At 46.7% G+C, this 16,191-nt stretch carries 16 protein-coding genes; 3 read left to right on the top strand and 13 right to left on the bottom strand.

Annotated features, from left to right (window positions below; genetic code table 11):
- The coding region (locus CVU62_13185) for a hypothetical protein (GenBank protein ID PKN37035.1) at window positions 1–257 on the top strand (257 nt) is incomplete at its 5' end.
- Between the two features lie 55 nt (window positions 258–312).
- Here the strand turns inward: CVU62_13185 and CVU62_13180 are convergent.
- From CVU62_13180 to CVU62_13160, 5 genes are read right to left on the bottom strand one after another with little or no spacing between them, the layout of a single operon-like run.
- Complete coding sequence (locus CVU62_13180; GenBank protein ID PKN37034.1) at window positions 313–1,278, bottom strand: glycosyl transferase family 2; 966 nt, start codon at window positions 1,276–1,278, stop codon at window positions 313–315.
- A 4-nt stretch (window positions 1,279–1,282) separates the two neighbouring features.
- A complete protein-coding gene (locus CVU62_13175; protein ID PKN37033.1) occupies window positions 1,283–2,017 on the bottom strand; it encodes a hypothetical protein in 735 nt (244 codons plus the stop codon).
- Window positions 2,014–2,904 (bottom strand): hypothetical protein, encoded by an 891-nt coding sequence (locus tag CVU62_13170; protein PKN37032.1) that lies wholly within the window; start codon window positions 2,902–2,904, stop codon window positions 2,014–2,016. Before CVU62_13170 ends, CVU62_13175 begins: the two co-directional genes overlap by 4 nt.
- Window positions 2,905–2,907: 3 nt before the next feature.
- Window positions 2,908–3,747: a hypothetical protein gene (locus tag CVU62_13165; GenBank protein PKN37031.1), complete on the bottom strand. Its 840-nt coding sequence runs from the start codon at window positions 3,745–3,747 to the stop codon at window positions 2,908–2,910.
- The gene (locus CVU62_13160) at window positions 3,710–4,561 is read right to left on the bottom strand and encodes a hypothetical protein (protein PKN37030.1); all 852 of its coding nucleotides are present in this window, start codon (window positions 4,559–4,561) and stop codon (window positions 3,710–3,712) included. The genes CVU62_13165 and CVU62_13160 overlap by 38 nt, the downstream gene beginning before the upstream one ends.
- A 128-nt stretch (window positions 4,562–4,689) precedes the next feature.
- Here CVU62_13160 and CVU62_13155 point away from each other — a divergent pair, with 128 nt between their 5' ends.
- A complete protein-coding gene (locus CVU62_13155) occupies window positions 4,690–4,872 on the top strand; it encodes a hypothetical protein (GenBank protein PKN37029.1) in 183 nt (60 codons plus the stop codon).
- On the opposite strand, the gene CVU62_13150 is transcribed toward CVU62_13155, so the two are convergent.
- The 8 genes from CVU62_13150 to CVU62_13115 form a co-directional block, all read right to left on the bottom strand.
- Entirely contained in the window at window positions 4,841–6,481 is a 1,641-nt protein-coding gene (locus tag CVU62_13150; protein ID PKN37028.1) for a hypothetical protein, read from the bottom strand. The two genes, CVU62_13155 and CVU62_13150, sit on opposite strands and share 32 nt — an antisense overlap.
- Before the next feature lie 450 nt (window positions 6,482–6,931).
- Complete coding sequence (locus CVU62_13145; protein PKN37052.1) at window positions 6,932–8,458, bottom strand: B12-binding domain-containing radical SAM protein; 1,527 nt, start codon at window positions 8,456–8,458, stop codon at window positions 6,932–6,934.
- A 93-nt stretch (window positions 8,459–8,551) separates the two neighbouring features.
- Window positions 8,552–9,532: a hypothetical protein gene (locus CVU62_13140; GenBank protein ID PKN37027.1), complete on the bottom strand. Its 981-nt coding sequence runs from the start codon at window positions 9,530–9,532 to the stop codon at window positions 8,552–8,554.
- A gap of 22 nt (window positions 9,533–9,554) precedes the next feature.
- On the bottom strand, window positions 9,555–11,663 hold the full coding sequence (locus tag CVU62_13135; protein PKN37026.1) for a glycosyl transferase family 2: 2,109 nt from the start codon (window positions 11,661–11,663) through the stop codon (window positions 9,555–9,557).
- Between the two features lie 12 nt (window positions 11,664–11,675).
- Window positions 11,676–11,972: a hypothetical protein gene (locus CVU62_13130; protein PKN37025.1), complete on the bottom strand. Its 297-nt coding sequence runs from the start codon at window positions 11,970–11,972 to the stop codon at window positions 11,676–11,678.
- Window positions 11,973–11,998: 26 nt separating this feature from the next.
- Window positions 11,999–12,850 (bottom strand): short chain dehydrogenase, encoded by an 852-nt coding sequence (locus tag CVU62_13125; protein ID PKN37024.1) that lies wholly within the window; start codon window positions 12,848–12,850, stop codon window positions 11,999–12,001.
- A 160-nt stretch (window positions 12,851–13,010) separates the two neighbouring features.
- The gene (locus CVU62_13120; protein ID PKN37051.1) at window positions 13,011–14,324 is read right to left on the bottom strand and encodes a C4-dicarboxylate ABC transporter substrate-binding protein; all 1,314 of its coding nucleotides are present in this window, start codon (window positions 14,322–14,324) and stop codon (window positions 13,011–13,013) included.
- A 365-nt stretch (window positions 14,325–14,689) separates the two neighbouring features.
- Entirely contained in the window at window positions 14,690–15,076 is a 387-nt protein-coding gene (locus CVU62_13115) for a hypothetical protein (protein ID PKN37023.1), read from the bottom strand.
- Between the two features lie 388 nt (window positions 15,077–15,464).
- On the opposite strand from CVU62_13115, the gene CVU62_13110 reads away from it, so the two are divergent.
- Window positions 15,465–16,130, top strand: a complete 666-nt coding sequence (locus CVU62_13110; protein ID PKN37050.1) for a carboxylate--amine ligase — start codon at window positions 15,465–15,467, stop codon at window positions 16,128–16,130.
- Window positions 16,131–16,191: the final 61 nt, after the last annotated feature.

The following is a 16,191-nucleotide window of genomic DNA, read 5'->3' as shown; positions in this document are numbered from 1 at the left end:
CCCGATGGCCGCAACTTCCTACTCCAGGCGGCTATGCCGCCGGTCCTCTGGGTGGAATGAATATCAGATTAACCTGCGGTAACTGCTGTTATATCTGCTGGGGAGACCGGAAGGAAACCGCCGAAAATTACCGGTTGCTTACCTCCTCGGGATGTGTGATTCAAAGGGCTAATGGGGAAAAGGTAGTGTTGACGCCTGATGAGGCAAGAGATGAATTCGAGAGAATGAATCCGGAACACCGAAGCCTTTACTGCTGATAAAAGAACAATTGCCATCCGGCATACGCCCATCACTGGATCGGTCGTCAGGATTTCACGGGAGACGCTGCAGTATCCGTTTAAGCAGGTTCTTCGCTCTCGGGAATCTACGTGCGAACGAATTTACCAGAAGCAGACCCTTCTTTACTCCAGGCACCAACTCAAGCAACCGCACCTGGTTGCGCAGTTCCTCAAGTTCGCTGGGAAACAGGTAATAGGGATATTTACTTACCGTGGTCACCGGCAGCGAGTATGCCCGGCACAGCGAATCCTTCCTGCCCAGCCGTTCCCAGTGTATCAGTCCGCGAATCACCCGGTCCCAGGCCATGACCGTCGCCAGAGCAAAAGAGAGTTCTCCGTCGTTCTTCTCATCCAGGCGGAAGTTGAACTCTTCATAAGCCTCCGCCACATAGCGCTCAAATGAAAACCCCTCTTCCGGATAATGGTCATTGAGGGCATACTTAACTTGGCGCTCGATAAACTGCTCAACACTGATGTAGTTTTCGTGATGAATGTGCAGACAGCCCGGCGGCTCCAGTGTATGCAGCCGTTTCTGCCCCGTCAGCACCTCCGGCAGTTTATGTGTGGTATCGCCCCAGTGCACGCATCCTTTTCGAAAAAGACGGATTTGATGATCCGGGTACCAGCCACGACCGCGCATGATCTGTCCGGCAATCATGTTGTGGCGTGGAATAAAAAACGCATCACAGCTTTGCCCATGTTGCTCCAGCAGGTCGCGCACAACCTGCTCCGCGTCCGCTGCCAGATATTCATCGGAATCGAGCACAAATACCCACTCATGTTTGCCGCGTTCCAGAAAGTCGTTCCGGATGCCATCGATCCGCGGTACAGCCGGCGTGGAGAACAGTGTGGCTCCATTCTGCCGCGTAATCTCGCAGGTGCGGTCGCGGCTTTCCATGTCCACAACAATGCGTTCCTCCGCCCAGTTGACTGACTCCAGCAGCCGGGGCAAAGTAGCCTCAGAATCCCTCGTATGAATAATTACTGTGATCTTTAGCATTTTATCACCCGTCTATAGTGTATTTTCCGCGCCAGCGTTTAAGAAACAGTTGGCGGGATGAAACATCCAGTTCAACCCGTCCGGGCGTTAAGGATTCAAAATGCAACGGGCGCCCGGTGCTGACGCATACCACCCGTTGTCCATACTGTCTAACCCGCAAACAAAAGTCGATGTCCTCAAGACCGAACGAGTACGATTCATCGAAGCCTCCAATCTGCCTGAACAGCTCCCGTCTGACCATCAGGCACGCTCCGGTCACAGCTTGAAACTCCTCTATGGCACAACGCGGCTCGAGGAACCGTCCGCGATCCAGATGGTACGGGCCTATATCATCCGGGCCAAATACAACGCCGCGGTGCTGCACCCGCCCGTCCGGAAAATACAGCCACGATCCGGTCACTCCAATGCCGTTCGTGCAACCATGCTGCAGCATCAGGGAAAGCGACGACCGGTCGAGAAGCACGTCGTTGTTGAGAAAAAGCAATTGTTCCGCCGCGCACTCCTGCGCGGCCCTGTTGCAGGCTGCCGCAAAACCGGTTTGAACATCAAACCGCAGTAGCCGCACCCGGCGGTCAGAGAACGAAGAGGTGGTATAAGGCCTTGCCGAGGCATTATCTGCCACAATGACCTGAACCGGATCGGACAGCTGGGCCGCACTTTCAAAAAAACTTTTCAGGCAGAAACGCAGCATTTCATCGAGACCGCGGGAGACGATGACTGCGCACAGACGGCTGTTCATGCTCCCCTCCTCCAACTTGACAGCGGTCCATCAAGCAGCGCTGAAAGGCGCTGCATCATCCGCCCGGTTGTGTAAAGCCGCGCGGTTGCAACCGCCGCCTGCCGCATCCGGAAACGCATGACAGCAGACTTTTCCTGCAGAAGCTCGCCAACAGCGGTCGCAAAGTCCTGCGGTCCGACGACCCTGCAATTGACGCCATCGTTAAGATATTCCATCCCGCCCAACGCCGGCACGGACACGACCACACAGCCCGCCGACATGGCTTCGAGCGCCGGAAGTCCGAACCACTCATGTTCAGCGGTGGCGAAATAAATCGAGCTGTATTTCATGATACGCGCCACCTCGTCTTCGCGCATGCAGTCAATCGCAACATAACGCAGAGTACTGTATGCGCTCTTCACCGCCTCGCACAGATTTGCGCCCCGGCGCGGCATATAGGCCGCAGCGTATTCATATTTCGGTTCTCCGGTGTAAGCAAAACAGGGAGCTACAGAGATTCCGGCCTCTAGTGGATCACGCACGCCGTACGCCTGCACATAATCCGTGGCCTGCTTCCAGCAGGTAAGTACCAGCACCGCGGGATCGGCAAGGATCGGATCGATGAGATGATCGGTCTGCTGGCAATGGAAAACAAGCTGTCCCGGAAACTCGCGCAATGAAGCATAATCCTGCGGCAGAGAAAACACAGCGATATCTTTCGGCCTAAACGATCCGCGAACGGCTGCAACATCAACCACCGCGGCATGCGAGTGGAACCAGTCCGCAGCCCGGCCTCCCGGAGACGCTATCACGGCCTCAATACCAAGCGCGTTCAGCGCATCAACAAACTGATAGGCAATCTTAATTCCTCCGGATATCTTCGTATCGGACACGAAATAATAGAGCATCTGTCAGTCTCCCTCTGCTGCCGTCCGTCTGTTCTCAGGTATCAACATCCGCAGTATCCTTGCAATACTTGCTCCATAATGCCGTCGGGCATACTGCAGTCGGGCAGTGTTCAGCAACACCATATGGCGGGTGGAACTTACCGAGGAACCGAGCCGCATGTGATGACGCACCGTAGAGTCGAGCGCCGCGACGGTACCTCCTGCCCGGGCTATCGATAGTCCAAGTTCAACGTCTTCCATATACAAAAAGTACTGTTCGTCAAACCCCCCGACCTCAAAGAAAAGATCCTGTGCGATAAAAGCGCAGGCGCACAGCGGCCACTGCCAGCTCCGGGCGTCATATCCCGGCAGACACTTGAGCAGTCTGACCACCAGAGACCAGCCGCGATTGCATTCAATGATATCGGCGAGAATCTTTTTCCAGGTGTAGCCGGGCTGGCAGCCCCGGACGATCGTACCATCGTCGTGAAGAAAATCCGGCAGTGCAACGCACCGCCCATGCTGCCGGAGCACTTGCGCTGCGCTCGCCAGCAGTCCGGCTTCAACAATGCAATCAGGATTCAGGAAGCAGAGGAACGGGGACTGTGCAGCGCGCGCACCGTGATTTGCCGCCCTCGCAAATCCATCGTTTCGGCTTAACTCATGCACTTGTGCACCGGCGGCACGTGCAAGGTCAACAGAGTTGTCGCTTGAGGCATTGTCAACCACCAGCACCTGCCCGACCCAACAGCTCTTTAGTGAGGCAAGGCAATCCGGCAAGACAGCGGCAGAGTTGTGCGTGACGATTATCGTCGTCAACTCTCTCTCAGCAAACCCCACTTTGCTCCTCCCTCGATTGAACAATTTTCCGCGCTATATATCTTAGCGGATCTCTACAAAACCGAAGCGTTCGCATACGCGCTGCTGTATGCTGTTCAGGCCCGTTGCAGAAATTGCTGAAATGAGCGATTCGCGCTCCCCCGCGGGGAAAACCGGCATCCCAGTTTTCACAGTGGTTCCATTTCCACGGTAGCTCCTGGCATGTACCCGGATAAAGGTTGTTCGTCCAAACCTGGAAGTAATCCTGATCCGCGATCATATGCTGCCCGATATTATGATCCGAACTACTTCTGCTGATCTGGGCCAATGCCCAACGGGTGACAGCGGCAATTGCCAGTCTGTGCCCGATAATCACACCGCTGTTAAAGAAGCGAAACGCCGACAGTGCCGGCGGAGCAAGGTCCGGGGCAATGAACGCCAGTGAATGCTGGCGGTAGTGCTCCCAGAAGGCAGCCCGGCTCATCGTCGATCCGGTAATGGTTGTCTGTTCAACCATGCCCAATAGATGCTGATTGAGCGCCGCCCGCACCAGCCGGTCATCCAGCGGTTTAAGCAGCAACGCATCGGCATCAAGGAACAGCAGCAGATCCTCGTTGCTGCTGCGGATACAGGCCTCCAGCGCCCGGAATTTGCCCAGAAACCTCCACGAACGATGCGCTCCCGGATACCGGCTGTATTCGGCAACACGCAGTCGGGACGATCTCAACTTCAGCCGGGAACTATTGTCGCAGCTTACAAACACAGGAAAATCAGTCAGCTCCAAAACAGAGCGAACGGCTTCGCGTCCCGCTTCGTAATAAGCATCGCTTCCATGGATTAAGAAACAAACACAGGCCATAGTAAATGAAACAGCTCCGGCTTCAAAATTTAAGTACGGAAATTATGATCAAAGTCATAATAGGAAGAAGTCAGTTTTTATACAACACATTTTTTCAATAAATAATAAGGCATAAAAGAGAAACATAGATGGATCAGACGATCCAGGTCAATGTATCCATACAAATCCGAATGTCGGCAAAAGGTGCGACGACTGGGGGGTCAGCAATTGGGAGAATCTCGAATTATGCAAAGCAATATTTAAACCGACAAGAGCCACAAATTAGAGAATCAAAAGTTTTCAGTCTCTTACAACTTTTTGAAATTTTCTAATTTGTATTGCCTTTAATCCAGCCATCTCTTTCTCAATCGGCACTTCCTTCCAACCTGCTAGTAATTCCACGTCTTGCATTATGCGAGAAGTGACATGATGATTCACTCCTGATTCAGGTTTTTTTACAACCACGTAAAAGTTGTTTTTCCTTGTTATTCCGATTACACGTTCTATATCTGCCAGACCTTTATAGTTCCAGAAGAGCTCATGAACGAGATCCGTTTGTCCATTGGTCAAGCAGTAAATCTGTGTCCCGACACCCCAATCAGCAGCAATAAAAAAACTATCATTGGATTGCCTGGCAGCAAAGTATCCAATCTCTGTCAGGGAATGGTCCCATTTTATGGAAGCATCGCATTGAAGAAGCGATTTCCCAACTGAGATCATGCCGAATAACCGCGAAATCAGCAAGCAGCCGATAATACATACAAGGGTTATCCGAAGGAATTTCCGGCCAAGCTGAATGTCACCATTTTGGTCCAGCAAGCCAATAAATGCAAACGATATGGCAGCATATTGAAAGGGTGTTCCTATAATCCAGTGATGCACCCAAGTAATCTGCGGCAAGAAATAAAGGCTAATTCCCACGGTTCCATAACATAAGAGCATAATTCCAGACATACGCAGGAACTTATTCCTCTTCGAGTAGCGCACAGCAATCACGGCAATCAACAGAAGAAGTGTACCGATAAGAAAGCCATCAGCATAAAAGCTTGTCGTCCCAGTTGTCCCCAATATACCATGCCTAAGAATAGCTCCTCCGCCAAGTGACAAATATTCAAAAATATATTTCACGAATCCGTAAAGCGAAAAGTTATTTTGAGCAGCGACGTTACTAACAGAGATTAAACATCCTTTTCTTGATAATGTAGCAACGTTTACTAATATCAAGGGCATTACCCCAAGTATAAGTCCAGCTATGCAAGTCAACCCATGACGAAGAGACCGCCTGCCATGACTCAGCAGAAGAATCAATATCAATGGCACGACAAGAACAAATGATGATAACTTTTCAAAGATACTTATTCCAACAATGCTTCCAAGGAGGAAAGTATTGCCTTTTGATGTATAATTTCCGGTTTCGCCATGGATCCAAGTAGCAATAAATACAAGTCTGAATAAAAGGGCTAAAGCAGTAGGACCCCAATCATGACGAGTCGTCAAAACAACCGTTATGTCGGTCAAAAGAAGAACCAGAAACAAGAGTAATCCGCCAATGGACAAATCGCTGCCACCAATAACACAGAAGAGTATTACTCCAGCAACGACAAAAAAAATACCCAACAGCCGCCAACTGATTATACTAAAATTGCATTTAGAATATTTGAGATATATCCCGTAAATATTAGTTTTGATTGCTCCACTATAACTCGTATTCATTACAGGGATTCCCCGTATGACGAGGGGACAAAGTGGTGCTTTATCCTTGTAGAACGATCCAGTTGCCTGATGCAATTCGTCATAGTACATACCCTGTGCTGTCAACTGAATGCTACAGAAAACAGTAAAAAGTATGGCAATGATTAGCCCGGTGAAAATAGCTGGTTTCCACCCCATTTTTTTAAAGGGGACATGACAAATCATCTTTTTAGATACATTTATACTCATTAGATGCTGGTCAGATTCTTCCTTTCCATTGATAATCCTGATCAGGCAACACTCGTCACGCAAAAATATTATATCTGACGATGTAGCACAACGCCGTGAGCCGCCGTAAATAAATTAACATATATTAAGTTAGAGTTCAGCTGTTCAAGCCACGAGGTTTCTACTTGCTCCGGATCCCCGTGGGTGTAACGATAGACGTTGGAAAGATCGAACACGGGTCCCCTTGTTCCCGGCCCTCGTTCAATATACAACTTGGCGATGTTTCGGAAATAGGGGATTCCAATGTAGCAGCAGATCCCATTGTCCTGAAGTGATTCGTGCATGGCGCACAGCCGACCTTGTGGCTGATAGTTTCATGCTATTTTTTTATCTGAAACACAGAACGACTGTCAACAGATTATTTAACAGGAATTGTTCTTTCACGCTGGACGCCGGTTCCGTCAATTATATTTATTGATTCTGCCCTTGCCCCAGGTTGGAAATGATAAACGGCAACTCGGATTTAGAAACGTTGATCCAACGTTCCTCGCAAATTCGATTCTCTTCCCCTGCTCCGCCCCTTGAACGAAGAATATCCAAGGCCTGCTTCGGATTCTCACCGTAAGTCAATTTGCGCCGGCCATCCATGGTTTCAAACAGATAAAATTGATGCCGAACAAACGGATCATTCGTCAATGCCGCCGACGGTTCACGGCGCCTGGCGACTTCATCGTCATAGTTACCGGCCAACAATTCCCGGTAAAACGCATAATTCATTCCTCTGACCTTCTCATCATGCGGATACCGGTGGTAGTTATCGGCCGTCAACAGACTGGACCCCTCCTTCATCATCTGGTAACCGAGCACGGAACCTGGATAGGGCGCAAAAAATGCGGGGGAAAGATGTTTATAGTTCATGCGCTGGACCATACGCATCGTGTCGAATGCGTCCTCCCGGGTTTCACCGGGAATGGCCAGCATGATGTTGGCCCAAAACTTCGGGGGTTCCTTGCCCTGCCGGACAAAATCATCTCCAATCCGATTCAGGAGTTCGATGGCAAAATAATTGTCAGCCGCTGTGCATTCCTTGTTCAAAATCTGCAGTACCCGGTCGCTCCCCGACTCGAATCCGATTGAAATGGTATTCCAATTTGTCTCGCGCACAAGAGCTTCGAATAGATCAGGCCAACGCCTGACTGTATCCGAACGGCAGGCCGCCCAATACGGCCAGCATTTCCGGGCACGCCGGGGGTAAAGATCCAACCATTGCCTTAACCAGGCCGGATGCTGAAAAAACATTGAATCATGAATCACCACAGAGCCAATTGGCCCATACGCCCGGTCGAGTTCATTTAATTCCTCAATCACCGCCTCGGGACTCCGGCGTCCCTGGTGCGGGAGATATGATGCTTCATTGCAGAACACGCACTGCCAGGGGCAGGCCCGGCTCGTCAAAATCGTGGCAACCGGAGAAGGCCCCCATCCGCAGGTCGGTTCCAAGGGCCAAAGATATTTCGCAACACCAGGTCTGGGCCATAATTCGCGGTTGATCAGCGGCCAGTCGTTCATCGATTTTGTTCCCGTACCCTGAACCAGCCGGGGAAAAGCGCCGGGATCCTTCAATAGGTCAACGATAATCCCCTCTCCCGGACCGGAACAAATCCGGTCGAAAGCCGGGATAGCTTCCATCTCGTGGGGTGCAACTTCCGCATGCATACCACCGGCTATCACCCATCCATCCGGCCTGGCATGCTTGTAAAGAGTCGCGGCATGACGTGCGAGAGGGAAAAATGCGCTGCGTACGTTCATGATCAGCACATCAGCCGAGAGGAATGTATGATGCAAGCCGCGAAGATCCCTTACATTCCGTGTTGAGGCCACCCGGGTCTCAACCCCGGCCCGAGCCAGATAGGTGCGCAACAGTCCCAACCCGTGATCCTGCCACTTTTCCAAAGGTCCCGATGGCCGGATGAAAACGCCGGGATCCCCCAAATCCAGCCAGAGATACCTGGGCTTCCGATAAGGCCTGCTGATTCGATAGGCACGTGAAAGCAATCCCACAATTTTCGCTCCTCACAGGTAAGGGGTCGTTTATGAACCGCCTGAACGATCAATCAAGCCCAAAGCTCGCAACAAATAACGCCGTTCCCGTTCCATCGTGTAGTATTTCGTAAAGTCCATCCCTGTTTGCCGCAACGCATCCCGCCAGATGGGGTCGGTCAGCAGCCACCGCAACCCCGATATTAATCCGGCTATATCACCATTCGGAATCAAATAAGCAGTCTCCAAATGACGCATGAATTCAAATCCGCCTATCCCGGGAAAACCGATCACACAACAGCCGGCGCACATGGATTCGAGCGGAGGCAATCCCAAAGCTTCATTTTCGGATATTGCCAGAAAAAGATCCGCACTCTTCAACCTAGCCGCCGTCTCCGTTTCGGACAATCCATCAATCATGATGAAGTTGGCCTCGGGTAGCCCTTGTTGAACCGCTCTGATCACGGCTTCCCCTTTTCGGGGCATGACGGCTATGCTTTGGGACACTTTCGGCTCGCCCTGCCATCGAAAAACATCCGGAATCCCCATGGCCACATACGGCGCCACGCGCCCCCGTAATTGGAGCTGATACGTCATGTGCAAACCATGCGAAATGCACTCATACCCACGGGCCGGATCGATCATCTTCCAATCCCCTGCTGTGTTGGCCCCCTGCATGTGAAGAATCTTTCGTCCTGCAGGCAGGGAATCGATGTCAGGGGCATCTGCCGGACAAGAAAAAAGAATTGCATCCGTTGGTTCACACCGCCTGACTAATTCTTCCCGCGTAATGACGGGGCTATGGTTCTCAAACCAGGTAGAGCGCGTTCCATCCTGAGTGGCAACAGTGCAGGGATATCCGCTATCGGTCAGCAGATCCGCACAATGGAAGCCTTTTTTAACTCCGCCATAAATGCCGGTACCGGGAAGGACATAATAAAAATGCGAAGGAACCGGCAGGATCGCGCCGGGATCGACCTTCCGGAGACGCATTCCGGCCGACTTTTGTTTTTTTTTCAGCCACGTGAGCATAATGATTCGTTTCCTTTATTTTTTAGGTCGGGGACAAAGGTTCCCCGCCTTTTAGTCGGTTCTCAACATTTGAGAAAAAAGACAGAGCGTTTTTTGTGAATATTTCAGCATTGAATCTGTGACTTTTTTCGTACGCACCTTGAGCAATTCTTTTTCTCAATTCATCATCATCTATGACTTTTAATGTCCATGATACCAACTCTTCCACTGTGCTAAACAGGAATCCACTTATCTCATGTTCGACAATTTCTTTTTGTCCACCATCATTGATCACAATGGGCACACAGTAGTTTTGCATCGCTTCGACGGTAGTCATCCCGAAGTGTTCGACCAGTTGGGGATCCTTTTCACCCAGACCACAGGCATGCCAGAATATTGATGCTTCACCGTATAGTTTCAAAATATCCGAGTTAGTCAGGTTCGGCATTAATTCAATATTGGTCACATTAATCGCATTTATTTCTCTTTTTACTTTATTAAAGTAGAAATTATCTCCTGAACTGCCACCCGCAATTATGAATCGCCATTCCTTCTTCACATATTGGTCTCTTTCGCAGAGCTTGCAGAACGCCCTTATCATCTCCAGCTGTTTTTTACTTCCACTGGGTTCAAATCTGGATACGGACAGGATAACTTTTGACTTTCCATCAGACCCTTCGTTGCCATGATACATATCAACGGGAGGATACAGACGCAATGCAGAATTAAGACCCCACTTTTGCTTCAACCAGAAGGAGGTATAATCACCGTTAGTTAAGAGATAATCGTAATGATCCACACTAAAATATTTTTCTTTTTCCCCATCAGGAAAGTGACAAATAAAAATGGCTATAACAGATAATGGTTTTACCTTAGTCAGCATATTAGCATTAATGAATATATCGTAGTGCATACTTTCCTGACTTATTATATCGAAAGGATTAGTCTCTTCGTTGATAACTATGCCTTCATCAATATAATAACGGTCGGCTTTCTGAAAGAAAGGTATTTTAATGATTTTCAATTTGCAATTGGATAGGTCAATATCAAACCATTCTTTGTACTTTTCAAGTGTAATATCTTTATTTGCAATATATGTAATATCATATTTATATTGAAGTGTTTCCGCTAATTTAGCTACATAGCGCTGCCCACCACCGACAAAATGAAAAGCATGATCATAAATTCCAATCTTTATTTTCCGCAGATCCAATGCCACTTCCAACTGGCTGAAAAAGTTAACTGCCTTCCGGGGTCCAAAAACTTTCGGAACGATGTCTTTCAGATCATCGAGAATCTTGATAATAATTTCCGTAGGTTGATATTCGGCCATTTTTTTTATTGCCTGAATCAGAGAGTGATACAGATTTTTCATGTCATTTTTAAAGTAAAAAATGGACGTTTTAATACTGCCCGGCAATTTATAAGGGAAACGCTTCCCAAGGAGAAGCAATCTGTTTCTTGAACAATAGTATTCACATAACGCAGAAGATGTTACGCCATGATATTTATGATAAACGATACTTTGAGGAGAATAGAATATGCGCCATCCCTTGTCACGACATCGGATGCTATAATCGACATCCTCCATATACATCACGAAATCTTCGTCAAAACCGCCAACATCCACCAGGCAATTCCTCTTAAAAAAAACCGAGCCACCTGAAAAGAAATTTATTTCCATTGTCTTGTCGTACTTTCCTGCATCTTTCTCATCAAATCCGATATCCCGGAAGTTAAAGTCTTCAATTTCTTCAACTCCTACGCTATTGATGGCATTTTTGTCAGAAAAGAGTATCTTACTTTGGACTACACCAATCTTGTCATCTCCGGCCATTATATCGAGAATCCCCGTAAACCAATTTTTTTCTACAATGGTATCAGGATTCAAAACCGCGACATAATTACCGACGGATGACCGTATACCAAGGTTTAGTGCTTTCGTATAATTATTGACATCGTTTTCTATAATTTTAATTTCAGGAAACTTATCTTTAATTGCAGAGACAGATCCATCTTGAGACAAGTTATCCACCATAATTATTTCAAGTGAGTAATCATCTTTATCTATCTTGCTCAGTGATACAAAACAAGGTATCAAATATTTGAAAGCATTATAATTGACAACGATAACAGAAATTAGACCCTTCACTTTTCACATACCTCATTTCTTCTCGATTTCTTCAATTATCGTCCTTAGCTTCTTTCTGATAACCTCTTTGTCGGCCTTCATTTGGAAGTCTCTAAGTTGGACATAAGTCTTTGATGAAACTATTTCGGAGGGGTATGTTATTAGCGAGCGGTCCACATATATGAATCGCCATAAATATTGTTTCAGTTTTCTTTTCACTTTGTGATAAAAAACTGAAAAGCCTTCTCTGCTGATTAACAAAGCAGATTTTTGCATCAAAGGGAAAGGATCCAATATTTTTCGATAAACAAAACATCGAAAGAATTTCATAAATCTCCTTCTGCAGAACTGATTAATCACACTTTATTGGAATTTACGCCTAGAAATTTCTCCACTAATCCCTTCTTATAAATGAATGCTGAAGATTTAAAATATAGCCATGGGAAATGCCGTTTTGACCACCACATATATTTTGCGTCAATCTGGGGAAGTATATGCATCTTGTTATGTGAAACTGATTTTATTATGCACCGCGCCACGGCTTCAACTGACATAATTGATTTATTGAAAAATCCCTGGGCTAAATTACGCTGCCTTGCATCAGGGGAACGAAACTGATCCATTAGATTTGTTTTAATGAAGGACGGACACACTACCGATACTCCAATACCTGAAGTGGAAAGTTCTGTTCTTAGTGTTTCGGAAACTGCAATTACTCCTGCTTTTGCCACATTATAACTGCACATCTCCGGCAGACAAACCAGGCCGGCGTAGGATGCAACATTGATTATATATCCCGACTGCTGTTTCTTAAACAAAGGTATTACAGCACGGCATCCATATATGACGCTTTTTAAGTTTATATCGAGAATCCAGTCCCAATCCTCAAGGGATATCCTTTCCATATATCCGCCTGCTGACACTCCCGCATTGTTCATCATTATGTCAACTCCGCCCAATTCCTTTGTTGCGGTTTCAATAGTTTTTTCGAGGTCAGCGTGTTTGGTAACGTCACAATGCACGGTAATTGCTTTACCCCCGAGATTTTTTACCTGATCGGCCGTTTCTTTTGCCCGACTGTCATTAATCTCGGCAATGACAATATTCCATTGCTTTTTCGCAAATTCATACGCCAGCGCCCTGCCTATGCCGCTGCCTGCACCGGTAATGATGACGCGTTTTTTTGGAAATCTTTTATTTAAATCCATTTGCGCACCTCTTATGATTTTTGATTTGATGAGACATTGTTTCTGAATGTAAGCACTATAAGAAGTACCCTTTTTTATGTCAAGGGAATCTTGGTTACGAAAGAAGAGTGTATCTTCTTGTTTGTTTTTACATTACCTGCAATTGGCGCGTGTGATTACATCAGTTTGTTGTCTTGCGTTCCAAAAGCCTTGCCCTGACAAAACCGACATGGCCTCTCAAAACATAGAATTGATCGGCAAAAGATGCCGGAATCTTCATACTGTCTACGGCCTGCTCTATCTGATCAAGGCGTGCCAGTAATTCTTTCTGTTGATCTGTACCTATTTGAGTAATCATGCTCTGCTCGAGAGCCAGCAATTGACGGTACCACCGGTAAATACGCATTTTTGTTCCCCACCTGTAGATCGCAGGTATAACACGCAATCCCGGAATTAATATTAAAACGATGGGCAGAAAAACAACCAAAATGCGACTGATAAGGCTCGCCATCCAGAACGGGAAATATCTGTACAGAAAACTTTTCCCTGATTTATAATAACGACTGGCATCATCACTGATGTGAAATTCATGTTCCAGAGGCGCAGGGAACTCTCCCCTGCCTTGAAACAGAGTTGCCCGGCCGTGAATTTCTTTTGCCGCTTCCAGCAGCAAATCAGAAAGAGCCGGATGCAAATCACTGCGGGCGATAAGTTCAACTGAAGGTGCAATTAAAGTAATGTCATGATCGGGAACATTTTTTCCAAAATCAATGGCACCTTTCGGAAGCACCAATTTGTTCAAATAGCCTACACGGCGCGTATAGGCATCGGCCTGCGCAAAATTCATAAGTTTTATTCCAGGCTCGTGCAGCAGTTTGCGCATCAATCTGGAGGAAGCCGAATCCGCCATAAAAAATACGGCGTCAACTTTCCCATTTAGTAAATCCTGAGTTGCTTCCTCGTCATCCATTTCCCATAATTCGGTTGGCGCCTCCGGGGGCTCCTCCGGTTCTATTCCATTCATCGATAACAAATTTGTAGCCAGATGATTTGTGCCGCTGCCATCCGGGCCTATTGCCAGCTTTTTTCCTGTAAATTGTGAAAGAAACTCTACGGGTTTGTTTCCTCTGTAAAAAACAAACAGTGGCTCGAACGCAACGCTGCCCAGAGAAACCAGATTATCAATCTTTCGTCCCTTGGCCAAACCCGACTGCACAAAGCCCACATCCACACGATAGGAAGGATTGGATAATCTCTCCAGATTTTCCAGCGACCCTTCAGACTTGATAACTTTGAGTTTAACGCCGTTGAGGGCCAATATCTTGGCATATTTATCGGCAATTTTATAAAACATGCTATTGTCATCACCGCTCGTCATGATGATGGTTTTAGGCGGAGTTGAATTGATAAACAAAAAAACAATCAATACAGCAACCAGAACAATCAAAATCAAGGCGCTGATTGTCGCAGTTTTACCAAAACCCATTGTCTCCATGATGCTTGTCTGGATTTTTGCAAAGCCTGACTGGGAAACATCTTTGATGGTTGCGGTAATTCCGCTTTTTTCGTCCGGTTCCATAATTTCTACTCCTTGATTTTCAGGCTGGCTGTAGGTCTATTTTAACAACCGTCGTATTGCTTTAGCCGTTAAAGCAGATACTCTTTTTTTGTTGATTTAAAAGTATAAAAATACAGTCCTGTAACTCAATCACGAATATTGTACTGCCAAGCAAACTTTGGGGTATGATGCGACTAATGCTTCAATCTTCACTCTATTCGCTTTCAGTAGTGAACAGTTATTAGAATTGAGGATTACGGACAGAAAGGACGTAATATCACAATAGGCTGGTTGCCTTTTTTTTATTTTGTTTGTTTACTTTTAAGCCAGTCTCTTGCAGCATCCATATCGGTAAACCATTTAAATTTCCAACCGGCATTTAATGCCGTAGTTTCCATAAATGATAATAAATCCGAATTCTCTAAGCGGTCTACAACGGCAGTAATCAACTTCGGCTTATCAGTAAAGTCGCGTCTGGCAGAAACAAACATTTCCGCAATACTTACATTTCGTCCATCAAGTTTGCGGGAATCTACTAACAGGGCTTTTGCTCCTTTTGCTTCTACGATATCAGTTACTCTAATTTGTAGCCCTTCAACGTCGCTCGTTATTAATTTACCTTTTAGGACAATTTCAAGAATTCCTTCATGCATAGAGGACGATATTTGATAATCTTTTCCCATTTTCATTTATGACACCTCAGAATACATTAATTGATTTATCCGGCAAGTTTAAGTGCTAGCGAACGAATAAACTTGTACCAGAAGTCACTTTAAAATTCATCCATTTTTATTGATAATTTACTATTGAAAGGTTGTCGTAATTGGGGAAAGAAGAAAGAACCTCCACAAAAAAGCAATCCTTTTCGTCAATCAAGCTTCAGTGCACTTTGTTTTTGAAGTTTGTGTCTCATTATCAGTGAGTCTCAAATCCCCACGTCGCTTCGCTCCTGGGGTAGTTCGTCCAACAAATTTCAGTGCGCTACGCTTCTGAAACTTGGGACTCACTAACAAATCCTTGACAAGCTTCGGTAAAATAAACTAGTTACTTCAAGTTTACTTATGAGGAGAAACTATGCTGGATGTAATTAAAAAAGCTGTAAAGGAAGGACGAAAGACGCTGTCAGAATATGAATCGAGGCTGGTAATAGAATCGGCTGGCGTTTTTGTCGCAGCGGCGGCTCTAACCAAAACCAAGGAAGAGGCAATTCGGGAAGCTGAAGCGATGGGCTATCCTGTGGTTATGAAGGGATGCTCTGCCGAACTTTCCCACAAAACAGAAGCAGGTATGGTTGCGTTAAACATAACTGATTCTGATCAGGTCGCACAGGTCTTTGACGAACTCACGTCTAAGGCAAAAAATCTCGATGGAATACTTGTGGAAAAAATGGTTCGTGGTTCTCGCGAGTTTGTGATTGGTCTTTCACGTGATCCTAGTTTCGGTCCTTGCGTCATGTTCGGTTTGGGCGGCATATTTACGGAAGCATTAAAAGATGTGACTTTCCGCGTGGCGCCTCTAACACGGGAAGACGCTCTGGAAATGATAGATGAAATAAAAACGAAAAAATTACTCGGCGAATTCAGAGGAAGCCCGGCGGTGGACAGAGAATCCCTGGCTAAAGCTCTTGTCGGAGTAGGAGATTTGGGGATAAAGTACGATTCCATCGCTGAGATTGATATTAATCCGCTGATTATCTGCGGAGACAAACCGGTTGCTGTCGACGCACTGGTGGTTTTGAAATAAAGCTGTCATTGCCTATCCTCCGCTGACGGAGGTGTCCCGATGAATCATCGGGACGAAGGTG

Source organism: Deltaproteobacteria bacterium HGW-Deltaproteobacteria-2 (genome assembly GCA_002840505.1).
GTDB lineage: Bacteria > Desulfobacterota > Syntrophia > Syntrophales > Smithellaceae > Smithella.
This window is presented reverse-complemented; position numbering and strand designations above follow the sequence as displayed.